Here is a 15,231-nt window from a genome sequence, read left to right as displayed (position 1 = left end):
CCTTCTTCACTCCTTCTGCCTTCCCCCCTTCTTTATCCGCTCTTCCTCATTCCTTCTACTTTATTCCCTCTTGTTTATCCTCTCTACTTTAATCCCCTTGTTTTCTGCTCGGATTCCAAATTCCGGTGTTATTTAGGCGGAGCTGCCGCCACGCTGGTTGATGCCGTTCCATTTTGCTTCAGGCTGATCATGTTGACGAACATCCGGATCGAACCAGGTACAAGATTTGGTATTTCACGGTACCAGACAAGCGAGCTGTACGTGTAAGTGCCCTTGCCGTAGTTAGCGGTCAAGAACGTTCCGGTAAATTCTTTCTCTCCAGGGTCTCCGTTCGAGATCAGCTCCGTATACTCCTTGCCCCATTCGGACGGGTTGTAGGCGGAGCGGTCTTGAATCCAGTTATCCCAGTCGGCTGCCGTGATCTTATTTGGCGTATTGAAGATCGGATGCTCCGGCGCCAACATGGTCACCTTCGAGTTTTCATCCGTCACGCGCCACTGGATAAGCGGCTGACCGATCTTGATCGGATACGGGGCCAAATCCGGCGACCATTTGTCCTCCGGCTTGTGGTATTGAACAACCAGGTTGCCGCCATTTTTCACATAATCGAGCAGACGTTGATTGCTTGGAATCAGCTCCGGACGGAAGGCGTAGGCCCGGATGCCAAGCACGATCGTATCGTACTGCGACAGATCGCCGAACTGAACCGTTTTGGCGTCCAGATTCGTCACATTGACGCCCACTTGGCGCAGCACCTGATCGATATTATCAAAACCGCTGGAAACATAACCGACCTTCAGTCCTTGCGGCGCCTTCAGATCAAACGCCTGAATGGCAAGGTTGGCTGGTTTGACATAATAGGTTTTGCCGATATGCGGATACTGGATCACCTGCACCGTTCTGCTGCTGTCTGACGTACCGTCGCTCGATATGGCCGACAGATCATAACTTCCCGGCTTCACATTTGCCGGCGCCTTGACGATAAACTCGGCCGCCTTGGTCTCGTATTTGGCTGCAAAGCTCAATTCCTGCACCGCAGGTTCCACCGTCCAACCTTCAGGCGTTTTCAGTGAAATCTTGGTTTTCTCCGCACCTGGCGCATAATTCGTTGCCGTAACCTTGACCGATACGGCATCATCCGGCTTCAGCGTATTCAGAACCGCCGCCTCCGGGCTGAGCGACAATGCAACCGGCGGCAGCACCGCTACCGCATTATCCGGAACCGCATGCAGCGACGCTTCCGTCCCGAACGCTTCATACCGGATATCCGCAGAAATCAGCGGGAGGGCGTATGGATTAAAGTCCGCCACCTGCTTGGGCACGGTGACCTCAAACTCCGTTTTTACCGTCTGATTTTTGGCAAGCTTGTCGAAGCTGTCCGCCCCAGCTGCCTTGGCGGTCCAGCCTTCCGGCACATTCAGCTTCAAATTGACTTTGCTGATATCCACCTCGCCGCCGTTAAAGGCGGTGACTGTCACTTTTGCGGTTTGCCCTGAAATCAGCTCGCCGGTCTCGGGTTTCACTTTAACCACGACGGACGTTGCCTCTTGGCTTGCCTTATCGAGCTGCTTCTCCTTCACGGCCAGCCGATGCAGCAGATCGTTTTTCGCCACTTGCTCCAAAGACGAAGCCTTTACCAGCTCGACGGTTGTTTTTACGTCCGCTTTCATCCCATGGACTTCGCGGGCCACTTTCGCAAATGATGGATAAGCGGCAATGACTTCGTTTGCGTCTTCCTGCAGTGTTTTTAACTGCTTGACGACTTTGTTGTCCTTTCCTTTCGCATCAAGCTCTTGCGCCAAATCCTCGAACGTGAAGGCGATCCCGCCAAAAAGCGACGCTTCCGGCTTACCGCCGGCCTTCTTGCCGTCCGCCGATTCTTGCAGCTTGTAATATGCTGTTCCTTGACCTTCGTCAATTTGTCTTCCCATCCCTTGACTCTTATGCATATACCGGGATTCTTCGCCCAGTTGGGAATAGGAAGCGCCGTACAGCTCACTATATTCGTTTACCGGCAATGAGACGTCATAATCTTTTTCCGAGGCCGGTACATACAGCTTCTTCGGTTGCCATGGCTGAAGCCCTTCTTCCAGCTGCTTAGGAAACACCTGCGGATTTCCCGCATCCTTGAATGCCCGTACGGTCAGCACATTCACGGCACGGTGATGACCGTGCGTCGAAGGTTCGTTCAGGAAGGCCGGAATCAGCACATCCGGGCGCTTCTCCCGGATTTGACGGATCAACCGTTCATAAGCGACGTCCTCGCCCCATTTGGCCAACGTTTCGTCGGGGCTTTTGGAGAAGCCGAAATCATAGATCGGATCGTCCAGCTTTTGGCTTAAGTTAGCCAGGGTAACGTTGGTGATCTTGGACGCTTCCTGCAGCTCTCTGGTTCGGATGATACCAAGGGCATTGCCCAGCTCGCTGCCGATTTCGTTTTGCCCGCCTTCTCCCCGGTTGGCTATGACACTGTATGTATCAACACCCAATCCCAAGGAAAGATACGCAAGTGTCGCGCTGTGCTCATCATCCGGGTGAGCCCCCGTGTTCATCGCGCTTGCAATGGTGCTGAGAGGTTTAATCGCTTTCCATAAATCGACCACCCCCCTGTCTGCAGCCGCTGTCTGGGGACCAGCTTGAAAAGCCAGCGTTCCGGCCAGAACCAGGCTGACGGAAGCCGCCACCCACCTTTTCGTCCTGCGTTTTGCTCTCGATTGACTCAAATCGCATCTCCTCCTTCAAGCGTTGTTGTGGCAAACACCGGCATAAGCAGGCGCCTGCCTATATCATTATCGCGGGACGCCCGGGCGAATAAGACGGGCATCCGCAAGTAATGAAAGGAAGTCGTCTTTACCGCTTTAAGCTCAGGAAAAGTCTATCGTCAAATGGCGGATCCGGCATTGCCGCCGGTCAGCTTGCGGGAAACATAAAGAACGAAAATGATCATCACGATTTGCAGCACGCCGTAAGCGCATGCGGTGCCGAACTCGAATGCATACATCCGCTGGAAGATCTCGACGGAGATCGGTGTCGTCTTGTTCGTATACAGCAGAATCGAGGCGACAAATTCGCCGATCCCTTCCACCAGCGCCAGCAAAGTGCCGGCAAGAATGCCGCTCAGCGCCATCGGGAATACGACGCGGCGGAATGTATACCACCAGGATGCACCCAGATTGCGGGCCGCTTCCTCCACTGAGCGGTCGGTTTGCATCAGCGTCGACGAAGTCGAGCGGAAGATCAACGGCAGATGCCGCACAAAATAGGCGAGCGGCAAAATCCAAAAGCTGCCGATCAGCACCTGGCCGAAAGAGAACGCATTCGGCTCGCTGAATGCCGTAATCAGGTTGACGGCAACGACCGTGCCCGGAAGCGCCCAAGGCAGCATGATCAGAATATCGAGCAGTGTCTTCCCTTTGAATTTCATGCGTACGATGGCGTATGCCGCAGCGACCCCGAACAGAAGATTGCCGATCGTTGCCGCGATGCTGATCTTAAAGCTGTTCGCGATGGGACGCCATGTTTTGCTGTCGGTGAACAAATCTTTGAAATGATCCAGCGTGTAAGACGGCGGCAGGACCTGGGTCGTCCACTTCCCGTCTTCCGAAAAAGCCAGCAGGATGATGACGAGAATCGGCAGCATAAGCACCAGCACCCCGAGGAAGGACAACACCATCGCGGTGTTTCTGCCGGCTTTGCTTTTCACTTCGGTCCGATGAACGCTGACGCCTTTGCTCATGTTTTGGTAATTCCGGGCGCCCTGATACCATCTCATCAAAATGAGGAACAGGATGGACACGACCGACAGCAGCGTCGATTGCGTCGCAGCCATATCCAGGTCGCCGTTGGTACGCGACAGGTAAATCTGCATCGTCATCGTCCGTTCGATTCCGAAAATCAGCGGCGCGGTATACGACGCCATCGAAATCATAAAGACGAGCAGCGATGCCGCAACGATCGCCGGCGTCAGCATCGGCAGAATCACCCGGCGCCAGATCGTGAACCGGTTCGCTCCCAGGTTGGCCGCGGCTTCCTCAAGTGACGGATCAAGTCCCTTGATCGCCGAAGATGCCGTCATATAAAAATAGGTGTACATCGTAAACGTATGGACGACAAGCACGCCCCAGATGCCCTTTAGGGTAAAAGGCGGCTTTTCCAAATGAAACAAATGCTGCAATCCCCGCGGAATAATACCGCTCGAACCATACAAAAACTCAAAAGAGAGCACCCCGATCAGCGGCGGCAGAGCCATCGGCACGAGTACGAGCACCGAAAGCAGCTTGCGTCCCGGGAACTCGTATCTTTCCAGCAGGAACGCCATTCCTACCCCCACGATGCCGCAGGTGATCACGCTTAGCACCGAGATATACACGCTCGTCCAAAGCGCCTCCAAATTGGCCGTGTGCTCAAGGCTAAAAAAACGCGAGTAGTTTTGGAGCGAAAAGCTGCCATCCATTTTAATGCTTTGCAGGAATGTCTGGAAAAACGGATAGATCACATACGCCAAAAGAATCAGAAATAACGGCGCAATCAATACATACACAAAATGCGGCGAGGTCGTCACCGAATTCCAACGGCTGCTCGGACGAATGATCGGCGGTGTCAATTGAGGCTCTGGTTTATTCATCGCTTCGGCTCACCCCCTTATCCCAAAAAATAAATGCTGTCCCGAGCCACGCTAAACCATACCTCTTCATCCCGGTTCCGCATCTGATGCCCCTGTCCGACGAACATCGCCTTCACGGATAGCGGTCCGGCTTGCGCGATATAATTCACGCTGATGCCAGTGAACTCCGACAGCAGCACTTTGACCGCCATTGTGTTCGCCTCACCGCGTTCAGACAGGTTGGCTTCCCGGATCGCTTCGGGCCGTACCGATAGCGTTACCTTCTGCCCGACCGCCAGCTTGCATTCAGGCGAAGCGTTTTCGGCAAGGCCCGTCAGCAGTAAATCAGGCGTTAGACGAACGTCCACCATCCCGCCTTCCAGGCGTTCCACCGTTCCTTCCCACAGATTGGACTCGCCGATAAACGAAGCGACAAAACGGTTGACCGGCCGGTTGTAAATTTCATGCGGGGCACCGATCTGCTGCACGACGCCATCCTTCATGACCATAATGCGGTCCGACATCGACATCGCTTCCGATTGATCATGCGTAACGTAGATCGTCGTGATGCCGAGCTCAAGCTGAAGCCTTTTGATTTCCTGCCTTGTTTCTTCGCGCAGCTTGGCATCGAGATTGGACAAAGGCTCATCGAGCAGGAGAATATTCGGTTCGATCACCAAAGCTCGCGCCAGCGCTACCCGCTGCTGCTGTCCGCCCGACAATTGGTCGATGCGGCGCTGCCCGTAGCCGTCCAGATGCACAAGCTTTTGGGCACGCGTCACTTTGTCATGAATTTCCGCCTTTCCTTGTTTACGGACTTGGAGACCGAAGGCAATATTCTCAAACACGGTCATGTGCGGAAACAAAGCATAGTTCTGGAACACCATTCCCGTATTGCGTTTATTGGGCGGCATGTTGGTGACGTTATGCTCGCCAAACAGGATTCTTCCATCGCTTGGGTAATAAAATCCGGCGATCATGCGCAAAGTGGTCGTTTTGCCGCAGCCGCTCGGACCAAGAAAAGTAAAAAACTCGCCTGGCTTGATATGTACGTCAACATTCTCCACACCTCTGGCCCCGTCAAATTTTTTGCTGACGCGATCCAGCGTGACTCCGATCATAATGAATCCTCCTTCAAGTCATTCTCTTTAAGATGCATGTATGATTGTTTTTTCAAGCTATATAAGTTGAACCAATGTTTGCACGGATGAAGGGAGCCGGGTGAAATGTTCTTTCGATCGCTGCCCGCTCCCAGATTTCTTTGATTTAACTCATTCATTGTCAAAATCCGCTCACAAAGCAAATGCTTTCGATGCTAGCTTTCCTACGGAAAGCTTTTAGGCGAACGCAGCATACGCTTCCGAAGCAGCTTTTTTCCAAAAAGCTTTCAGCTTCTTCAGAATCATTTCTCCCAGGTTTAATATTCTAAAACTGATCTACTTTAAAATATTGAACCCTCTCGCCTATCCCTTGTCCCTTTTCATTATTCAACTTATATAGCTGGATGGCCGGGCGGGGTTGCCCCCGCCAGCTTTGCCATCTTTACCAGCCTCGTTCAAGCTATATGAGCCCAAACCAATGACTGTACGGATTCTACTTTCCGCCTTTGCCTTTGATATTTTCATCCCAATATTGCATCCATTCCTTCTCTTTATCCGCAAGAACCATCCAGTCCAGATCAAGCTGTTTGGTGTCCAGTTTCTTGTACCAGTCCGGGAACTCGTTTTTGTCGATATCGGTCCGGGTTGGAATCTGGAACAATTTATCCGCCTTCTCCTTCAGCTGGTCTTTATCAAAAATAAAATCAAAGAACTTCTTGGCGGCGTCCATGTTTTTGGCGCCTTTTACGATACCGACCCCATCCACCAGAATCGGCGCTCCGCTTGCCGGGTAGATGTAGTCAAACGGCTGTTTCTGCAGTTCCTTCTGGAGCAAAATGTCCTGCAGATTCCAGAGCGACAAAATTCCTTCCTGCCGGGCCAGCTTCAAGTAAAGTTGGGTTGGATCCTGGGTGTATTCTTTGGTGTTCGCATCGAGCTTTTTGAGCCATTCATAACCTTTCTCCGGATTTGCAGGGTCTTGGCGGTAAATCATCGCGTCATAGATCGTTCTCATCGTCCCGGATGCCATGACGCCCCGGATCAAAATTTTATCCTTCCATTTCGGGTCGAGCAGATCGTCCCAATCCTTCGGCGCATCCGCTTCTTTAATTGCCTCGGAGTTGTACATGATCACCTCGGGCAGCAGCATCTCGCCGTACCAGCGGTCCTGAGCGTCTTTGTATTCAGCCGGCACGCTGTCCGCATAGCTTGGTTTATACGATTCCAGCAATCCTTCATTCGCCGCCGTAATAAAAGAGGATTGCGTTCCGCCCCACCAGAAGTCGGCCTGCGGATTCGCTTTCTCGCCGCGCACCCGCTCCATGATCTGCTGGGCGCCCATCGTCATCACTTCGACATCGATATCCGGGTTAAGCTCCTTGAACTTCGGCAAGATCTGCTCGACGACATTTTTGTCGCGGGCGGTGTAGATGACCAGCTTCTGCGATCCTTTTTTCCCGCCGTCTCCACCGGAGGCTGCCGGTTGTTGTTCCTTTTCTCCTCCGCCGCAAGCCGTCAGGCCGACCGTCATCGCCAGCGCCACCCCAAACATGCCGAGTTTCAACCATTTCTTTTTCATCTTTCTGATTCCCCCTGTTTTTAAAGTTCAATACTGAAACTAGTTGTTGATATGATGCGAGTTGACCGCTATGGGTCCGGATCTTTCTTCCGATCGCTGTTGCCCCCAAATTTCTTGATTATCTCCTTCCAGCCCCCATTGCCGCAGAAGAATGCGCTTCCAACACACTGTGCACCGCCCCTAGCAAACCCGCGCGTTCGCGCAGCTCGGCCAGACGGATTTCCGGCACCACAGGCACCCAATCGAATAACAGCTCGCGGATCCGGTTCAGTCCCGCTTCGTTCAGATGCACCATTTCGCCGCTCAAGACAAGCATCTCGGGATCAAGTACGCTGACCGTATTGGCAATCCCCGATGCCCAGCCGTGATACACCTCATTCAGCAGCATCTCCGCTTGCGGATGGCCTTCCTCGCCCAGCTTGATCAACTGCTTGAGAATGCTCGCTTCCGGATCCACATGAAGACCGAGCGCCTTCGCCTTCCCATGGATGCCGGCAACCGAGAAATTTTTCTCAAACACGCCGAATTCGTCCTTCCGCCGTTCAGGCGAATCGCCGATCCGCATATAGCCGATTTCCCCGGAGGCTTCCCTGCTTCCCCGGTACAGCTGCTTGTCAATGATAATGCCTGCCCCGATCCCGGTTCCGACATACATGTACACCAGACTGGACACGCCGGACCCGGACCCGCCGAAAAATTCCCCCTGCGTCATCATGTTGACGTCGTTATCCAGCACGACCGGCAAGTGAAGGCGTTCTTCGATTTCCTTGCCTACGGGAAGATCCATCCAGCCCGTACTTGGGGCATAGCTCACGGTACCGCTCAAGCGCTGCGTAATGCCCGGCAGGCCGACGCCGATACCGATCACCCGGTCGCGCTCAATGCCGCTTGCATCAAGCAGACGCGCAAGGGTAACTTCGAGCGCTTGCAGCGCTGATTCCCCATCGACCGGCTGGTTCAAACGGGTATGCACTTGTGCGATCAGTTCGCCTTTCATATCGGCCACCGCCATTTCGAGCTCGCTTCCCTCAAAAACGGCTCCTATAACAGCATATGCCTGCACATTGTATTCAAGCAGGATTGGTTTGCGTCCCCCTCTGGATTCTCCTGTGCCAACCTCTCTAATCAGCCCTTCCCCAATCATCTCTTCGACCAGCGCCGAGACGCAGGGACGGCTAAGTTTGGTTTTTGCTGCCAGTTCGGCCCGTGACAAGCGGGGCTCCTGCCGCAGCTGGTGCAATATGCCTTCCCGATTCATCTGCTTCATAAATTTCGTATTCCCGGTTTTCCCCCGACCGATCACGATTTGCTTCACCACCTTAATTAGTTAAAATAACTAACAAATTTAAGCCTCAGTATATGAATGCGCTTTCATATTGTCAATTAGCAAATGGCAAAATGATCTCTTTTTCCTAAAGAACCATTTCTCTCTAGCTTTACTGATTTCCGGGCCCTCTAACTGGTCGAATTTCCCGTACCGTAAGACCGCCAGGGTTTTTCTATGGACGTTTTGCCGATCTTTTATCGCGCATGGAGTCAAGCTGCTGATCAGCCTTTTTTCCTACAACCATTTTAGTCCTACAAAAAAATTCGTCAGGATTCGCGAAAAAGATCATATCCGCATCGCCTGCATTGGCTTCCTTAAGCTGCAAGACTTGTTGAAGGCCGAGTAGATTCTATATCCCTTCTCTAAGCAGCCTCCATAACAAGTTTGACTCTCTCCATTGACTCTCACGTAACGTTATATCTTATCCTATCCTCAAACAGACAGTGATGAGCGGACTTGAAAACATACCTTCCGTTCTATCACAATCATCCGAAGTAGGTGAATCTATTGAAATGCACCATCGAAAATACGCTTCTGCACTATGAAAAACTATATGGTTTAGAACCGTCCAAAAGGGAAGATTTTTTTCGCTACACCATGATGAAACCTTTTGAAACGATGTGGAATACGATCAATGTTCCGCTTCGCGCCAAAGAGCCGGGCGGTTACGATGTCGTAATGGCCGCGAAAATGCTTGGGCATTTGGAACTAAGCGAAACGGAGACAGGCACTCGTGTTTTGCATAAATTAAAAGAGATCGATGCCTTATCCACTGCACAAGAAGCTTTGCAAAAATGCGTTGATTTCATACTCGAACATGGACTAAACATCAACGCAGAAGAAGTTATGTTTGGCCTGTACATCGCCGATCCCTACAAGCTGGAGCTGGTAAAAGGGTATAGCGGATTTGGAGGAATCCCTGGATTTATCCAGGTGACCATTCATCCTAACACCTATAATATTCCGAGAATTCCCGCCGTTATTGCGCATGAATTTCATCATAATATCCGTTTCTCCTATTTTGACTGGGATCATGGCGATGTTACGGTTGGAGAATATTTGATCATTGAAGGATTGGCAGAGTCGTTCGCCCGGGAATTGTATGGAGAGGAGTTGCTTGGCCCTTGGGTGACTTCCTTCGATGAGGAGGATTTGGAGTATTCCACCCAGATTCTGAAAGAAGCGCTGAATGTAAAAGGTTTTGCCGAGGTTAGCAGCTATATGTTTGGCGATATCTATGCAAAAGAACAGGGGTATCCCCCTGTCGGATTGTCCCCGTTTGCGGGTTATGCCATTGGTTACAAGGCCGTGCAGTCCTTTATGAACCTGAATCATGTCGGAATTGCGGAAGCCACGCTGATGCAAGCGGATGACATCATCGGGCATTGCGGGTTATTCGATTGAACAACCCGGCCTCCCCTGCCTCTCGGTTCACCTGCCTGATTGACAGAATATATTCCCAAACCTATAATTTGAGTAACCACTCAAAAAATACATTTCATCTATTGATGCGCATTAGGAAAGGGTTGTATTGCCATTGGCCAACTCAAAAAACAGAGACTCCAAGAAAAACCGCATAATCGCCGCCGCACTCAAGCTGTTTTCGCAAAAAGGGTTTCACGGGACCACAACGAAGGAAATCGCAAATGAATGCGGCGTGGCGGAAGGACTTATTTTTTACCATTTTGGCGACAAAAGAAAGCTGCTGCTGCATATCGTGAAAAATTTTTCCTTTGCCATCCAAGCCCAAAAGGTTGATGAATACTTATCCGGAAGAACGCTGGAAGAGGCGCTGGTTCAGTATGGTCTTGAATACTTGCGGTTTCTTAAAAAGCATATCGATTACCTGATGCTGATCTGGTCGCCCGAAATGATCCAGGATGAAGCGGTATCCCAGGAAGTATTCCAGCTCATCGGAAGCATTGGATCTGCGGGAGGCAGTATGCTGAAGCAGGGGATGGAAATGATGCCGGCAGCCGAAGGTACTTATGAAGTGGCCATGTCGATGCTGACGTCCTCCATTTTTCTCTATTTTATGATCCATTACCGTTTCGGCCAAAACGCCTTTATGTACGATGAGGAATCCTATGTCCGCAAGCTTGTGCAGCTCCTCCTTCACGGTTTGTACGGACAATCGCAGCAAAATTAGCACCCGGCTGCTTCGTAGTTTATACATGACATATATACTGCGGCAGCTTTTTTTATCGGCTCAATTTGAGTAAATACTCAGTTTGATAATGAGCAAAAATTTTTCATTCTTAGGAGGTTATAGGAAGCATGCTGAATTTTTTGATATCTGATCAAATTCACCTGCAAGCACTCATCTGGCTGATACCGGCGGCTTTTTTCATTCATGACGGGGAAGAGATCCTTATGATGGAGAGATGGCTCCGAAACCATCAGGATTATTTCAGACGTATGGAAAACCGCTTCATCGATCCCGGCAAAAGCATAACGCTGCAGTTCACGGTCGCCGTTTTGCTGCTCGGCACAGTCCTCAGCCTGATTGCCTTTGGTTCGGTTAGGTGGTTCGAAAACAATGGCAACCTGAACCTGCTTTGTGCCGGCGTTTTGGCCGTGATCGGGCTGGACGGCATCAAACATGCCTTCATTAGTTTGCAGCAGCGGGCTTATACGCCCGGGGTCATCACCGCCATTTTGGTTGAAATCCCTTTTGCGTTCTATGCGCTTTATCGCTTTTACGATGCCGGTAAAATTAGCGCCTCTTCCCTGGCCGGAGGTCTGGCCATTGCGCTGCCTCTTACACTTCTGCTTGTCTTTTGCGGTTATAAGCTGGGCAAGTGGGTTGTTCCTTACCGAAGTCATGGCGCTTGATCTTAAACATTTCTTGTCCGTATGCGGGCTTCTTGCCGTATATACTCTTATATTTTCAAACAGACCACTCCTTTTGGGCGGTCTGTTTGTCTGTTGCAACAAAGTCCAAGATAGCCATCCGGTTTGAATATTTGTGAAAAGAAGTCAAGTGTTGATACTATAGCTAATCCGGTTTATTATATTAACGAAAAGACTCACTTTATATTATAAAGTCTATTCAAATGACTGTATCACGAATAAATTATATGAATTTAGCTTAATTAACCTTAAATTCAAAGGAGGGCAACAACGTGGATCAAATTGATAAACAGATCCTGTTCCATCTGCAAGGCCAGGCAAGAATTTCAATGACAGAGCTCGGCAAATCCGTGAACCTCTCTCAACCCGCCGTAACGGAAAGAGTTAAACGGATGGAGGAAAAAGGAATTATTGAGGAATACCGCACCATCGTTTCCGCTGAAAAAACGGGGAAGCACGCCAGCGCCTATATCCTGTTTCGGACAAGAGATTGCGACGCGTTCCTCGATTTTGTCCGTTCTTCCCCGCATGTCATTGAATGCCACCGCATCAGTGGAGAACATAATTATTTATTGAAAGTTTTGACCGAATCTACGCGTAACCTGGAAGAGTTTGGCAATCATCTCGACAAATTCGGAACATATACGATCCTGATCGTAATGTCATCCCCTATCGAGCACAAACCTCTCATCACACTTGATGAAGAGTAAGTCAACGATAAACGACCGGAGTCACGAGCGTCCTTATGCAAGGCATGAATTCATCCCTGCTTCTTCGAACTAAATCCATGTTCCTTAGCCCGCCACGCAATGAGCAGCCCAAGAACCACCAGAATGAACACAGTCCAGGGAAAGGAACGGACACCGGTCGTTTCGAATAAAATAGCGCCAACTAAACCGCCACCGCCGATGGCGAGATTCCATACCGTCACCAGCATGGATTGGGCCACATCGGCACTCTCGCCGGCGGTCTCGGCGATTGCGGTCTGCAGCAATGTCGCCGCTCCCCCGAACGTCAGTCCCCAGATGGCAACCGCCGCATAGATGATCATGGGCTGACCGCTCCCGATCCCAAGCAGGATGGAAACCAAGCCAAAGCTAATGAGGCTGATCAATACCAGCGGCCGTAACATCCGGTCAATCCATATGCCGGTCAACCAAATTCCGACAACAGACGTCATCCCGAATATAAGCAGCACCAGGTCAACGCGCCGGGCAAGCCCGGACTCAGCGAGATACGGGGCAATATACGTATACAGAATGTTATGGGCCAGTATCCAAGTCAAAACAACCATTAATACGGACCGAACCCCCGGCATGACAAAAACTTTACGGAGAGGAAGCCGCTTGTCGGCCTGTTGGCCTGGATAGTCCGGCATCTTCCAGAGTACCCAGACAACCAGCAGCACAGTCAGCAGCGACATCAGTCCAAACACGGCGCGCCAGCCTACTGCTACGCCAAGGAATGTTCCGGCGGGAACGCCGAGCGCCAGCGCAAGGGGCGTGCCCACCATAGCCACAGCCATGGCCCGCCCTTTGAGCGGATCAGGTACCATCCGGCGGGCGTAACCCGCTACCATTCCCCATAACACGCCGGCGGATACGCCTGCCATAAAACGGGAAACCAGCGTCAGCGAATAATTGGAGGACATGGCAGTAATGCTGTTGAATACAAGAAAACCGATCAAACACAACAGCAGCAGCGGCCGCCTCCGCCATCCGCGCGTAGCGGTGGTCAAAGGAATTGCGGCCAAAAGGGAGCCAAGAGCGTATAATGTGACAAGCTGCCCCGTAAGAGCTTCCGAGATTCCAAGCCCTGCGCTGATTTGAGGCAGCAAACCCGCAGGCAGCGTTTCGGTTAGAATGCAAATAAACCCTGCCATGGCGAGTGCAATCAATCCTCCCCACGGGAAACGCTCAGAGCGCGGAGTATCGGACGCAGCACTGTACTGGGCAGAGCTAACATGATTGCTCAATATGATCATCTCCTATGAGTAGAATAGTCGGTTATTGAATTTACCTGCTTGCGAGCGCTCGCCTTAGCAGATATAAGTTTACATGTTCAAACCGCTATTTTACATAGATGAATCAATGTTAAGCACCTTTATTACCAATAAATTTAACTTATATAAACAAAGTCCCCTTTAATTTATAAATCCGCCTCTAAATGAATGCCGCACCCACATTTTTCATCGTTGGAGGCGTCGGTATAACAGTATCGACTGATCCAGTGTGAAAGAAAGTGACCATTGCAGCGACGGGACAAGCAGCAGCAGGTCCTCATGCTATCTCACGCATTAGAAGAGTCCGTGCCAAAAATACGGAAACACCACCTTGGTACTCAAGTTCGTAGAACCGGATTCGAATCGCATCATGTTAACGTATAAAATGGGCTGGACTCATGAACCTGTTCATGCGTTTGATTCTAACGAAACACACAATCGTTATTCGGGCATAAATGAGCTTCTAAAATTTTTAACGAAACTATGACACGCTATTTAGCTCAATAGAGGTTCATTCGGTCGTATTTCGTGCAAATAACGATCTGTAGTTTCGTTAAATTTAAATCGGCATCGTTTTTGCGCCAATAACGCTCCCCAGTTTCGTTAGCGCATTCAGATCAAACCAAGCGTCTGGTCAGCACCCAAGCGCGGCTTGCGAAAAGTCTATTGAAGCACTTTCGAAGCACCTTCGGAGCGCTTTTGAAGCACCTTCGGAGCGCTTTTGAAGCACCTTCGGAGCACTTTCGAAGCACTTTTCGAAGCTCTTTCGAAGCTCTTTCGAAGCTCTTTCGAAGCTCTTTCGAAGCTCTTTCGAAGCTCTTTCGAAGCACCTTCGGAGCACTTTTGAAGCACCTTCGAAGCACTTTTGAAGCACCTCGTAGCACTTTCGGAGTACCTTTTGACCACTCACATTCGGACCCACTCACTTTTTGGGCTCTTCACTTTTGGAGCACTTCACTTTTGGAGCACTTCAATTCTGAGCACTTTCCATAAAATGAAACGTTTTTAGTTGAACTTTCTCTTACGATTTTTTCTTTACTTTTTTGCTGTTGGCCTTCTCTGTATTTCTGGCTGCTCTGAATAGAACGATTTTGCGTATGAGCTCATACGGGATCGGTTTATCGATGGGAAACTGTATTGTTCCTTTGGACGTATGGTATGGCTTGATCTCCTCTTTGAATGCCTCGACCCCATCCGGCGCCGGATAAAAGCCGATATGATGTTTGAATGCGGCAAAATGTACGAGATTCCCATGAAGCTCAAATGTAGGCATCTGGTAGCTGATCTTTTCCTTTGCGTCCGGGGCCGCCTCTTTTATGACTTGCCTGATCGATTGCAGAATGTCCTGCACCTCCGGCGCGAATGTAGAGATGTACTCGTCAATCGACCCGTACGTAATTTTTTTGTTCATGGGAAGCCGAACTCCTTTCACTTTATAAATTACAGCTTTGCTTTACTCAATTACCAATATTCTAGGGGCTGTTTTTGTGATCACACGGGTTGATAACCATGAACCAAACACCGCGGATACGATACTGACAAAGGCAATTGGAAAATACCGCTCCAGTTCATAACAAGGGGGAGTTTTACAAGCCCATAGGTAGCCAGGATTTGTTCCAGTAGGATCGGACTCCCAACCCTACTTTAGTTGGTTATCAATATCAATAGTATCAAAATATCCAGTGATAACCAGGGAATATTTTATATTCATCGAACCATACTTTTGCTCGCAAGTAGAGCAAAGGCCTGAAGCATAATTAGACAAAA

The 15,231-nt window shown here is 50.3% G+C and carries 11 protein-coding genes; 4 read left to right on the top strand and 7 right to left on the bottom strand.

Going from position 1 to position 15,231, the window contains the following annotated elements; translation table 11 throughout:
• Positions 1–128: 128 nt before the first annotated feature.
• The 5 genes from L6442_RS04960 to L6442_RS04940 all read right to left on the bottom strand — a co-directional run bounded on the left by L6442_RS04960 (position 129) and on the right by L6442_RS04940 (position 8,549).
• Positions 129–2,723 (bottom strand): PIG-L family deacetylase, encoded by a 2,595-nt coding sequence (locus tag L6442_RS04960; protein WP_373871796.1) that lies wholly within the window; start codon positions 2,721–2,723, stop codon positions 129–131.
• A gap of 158 nt (positions 2,724–2,881) precedes the next feature.
• On the bottom strand, positions 2,882–4,624 hold the full coding sequence (locus L6442_RS04955) for an ABC transporter permease (protein WP_212977825.1): 1,743 nt from the start codon (positions 4,622–4,624) through the stop codon (positions 2,882–2,884).
• Positions 4,625–4,641: 17 nt separating this feature from the next.
• Entirely contained in the window at positions 4,642–5,724 is a 1,083-nt protein-coding gene (locus tag L6442_RS04950; RefSeq protein ID WP_212977826.1) for an ABC transporter ATP-binding protein, read from the bottom strand.
• A 472-nt stretch (positions 5,725–6,196) separates the two neighbouring features.
• Positions 6,197–7,282: an extracellular solute-binding protein gene (locus L6442_RS04945; RefSeq protein WP_212977827.1), complete on the bottom strand. Its 1,086-nt coding sequence runs from the start codon at positions 7,280–7,282 to the stop codon at positions 6,197–6,199.
• 118 nt (positions 7,283–7,400) lie between these two features.
• Positions 7,401–8,549, bottom strand: coding sequence for an ROK family transcriptional regulator (locus L6442_RS04940; protein ID WP_237100223.1), 1,149 nt, complete (start codon positions 8,547–8,549; stop codon positions 7,401–7,403).
• Between the two features lie 567 nt (positions 8,550–9,116).
• Here L6442_RS04940 and L6442_RS04935 point away from each other — a divergent pair.
• From L6442_RS04935 to L6442_RS04920, 4 genes are all read left to right on the top strand, one after another.
• The gene (locus L6442_RS04935; protein ID WP_212977829.1) at positions 9,117–10,013 is read left to right on the top strand and encodes a DUF2268 domain-containing putative Zn-dependent protease; all 897 of its coding nucleotides are present in this window, start codon (positions 9,117–9,119) and stop codon (positions 10,011–10,013) included.
• Between the two features lie 133 nt (positions 10,014–10,146).
• On the top strand, positions 10,147–10,758 hold the full coding sequence (locus tag L6442_RS04930; RefSeq protein ID WP_212977830.1) for a TetR/AcrR family transcriptional regulator: 612 nt from the start codon (positions 10,147–10,149) through the stop codon (positions 10,756–10,758).
• A gap of 128 nt (positions 10,759–10,886) precedes the next feature.
• Positions 10,887–11,444, top strand: a complete 558-nt coding sequence (locus L6442_RS04925; protein WP_212977831.1) for an HXXEE domain-containing protein — start codon at positions 10,887–10,889, stop codon at positions 11,442–11,444.
• Positions 11,445–11,734: 290 nt separating this feature from the next.
• The gene (locus L6442_RS04920; protein ID WP_212977832.1) at positions 11,735–12,172 is read left to right on the top strand and encodes an Lrp/AsnC family transcriptional regulator; all 438 of its coding nucleotides are present in this window, start codon (positions 11,735–11,737) and stop codon (positions 12,170–12,172) included.
• A 50-nt stretch (positions 12,173–12,222) separates the two neighbouring features.
• Here the strand turns inward: L6442_RS04920 and L6442_RS04915 are convergent, their stop codons facing one another.
• Together L6442_RS04915 and L6442_RS04910 are read right to left on the bottom strand one after the other, a co-directional pair.
• Positions 12,223–13,437, bottom strand: coding sequence for an MFS transporter (locus tag L6442_RS04915; RefSeq protein ID WP_237100222.1), 1,215 nt, complete (start codon positions 13,435–13,437; stop codon positions 12,223–12,225).
• A 1,048-nt stretch (positions 13,438–14,485) separates the two neighbouring features.
• Complete coding sequence (locus L6442_RS04910; RefSeq protein ID WP_212977834.1) at positions 14,486–14,875, bottom strand: iron chaperone; 390 nt, start codon at positions 14,873–14,875, stop codon at positions 14,486–14,488.
• Positions 14,876–15,231: the final 356 nt, after the last annotated feature.

It is taken from the genome of Paenibacillus azoreducens (genome assembly GCF_021654775.1).
Lineage (GTDB): Bacteria > Bacillota > Bacilli > Paenibacillales > Paenibacillaceae > Paenibacillus_AQ > Paenibacillus_AQ azoreducens.
This window is presented reverse-complemented; position numbering and strand designations above follow the sequence as displayed.

Bases quoted from the DNA above. Each gene is read 5' to 3' on its own strand.
- L6442_RS04955 (WP_212977825.1), bottom strand. From the start codon at position 4,624: ATGAATAAACCAGAGCCTCAATTGACACCGCCGATCATTCGTCCGAGC.
- L6442_RS04950 (WP_212977826.1), bottom strand. From the start codon at position 5,724: ATGATCGGAGTCACGCTGGATCGCGTCAGCAAAAAATTTGACGGGGCC.
- L6442_RS04945 (WP_212977827.1), bottom strand. From the start codon at position 7,282: ATGAAAAAGAAATGGTTGAAACTCGGCATGTTTGGGGTGGCGCTGGCG.
- L6442_RS04940 (WP_237100223.1), bottom strand. From the start codon at position 8,549: ATGAAGCAGATGAATCGGGAAGGCATATTGCACCAGCTGCGGCAGGAG.
- L6442_RS04925 (WP_212977831.1), top strand. From the start codon at position 10,887: ATGCTGAATTTTTTGATATCTGATCAAATTCACCTGCAAGCACTCATC.
- L6442_RS04910 (WP_212977834.1), bottom strand. From the start codon at position 14,875: ATGAACAAAAAAATTACGTACGGGTCGATTGACGAGTACATCTCTACA.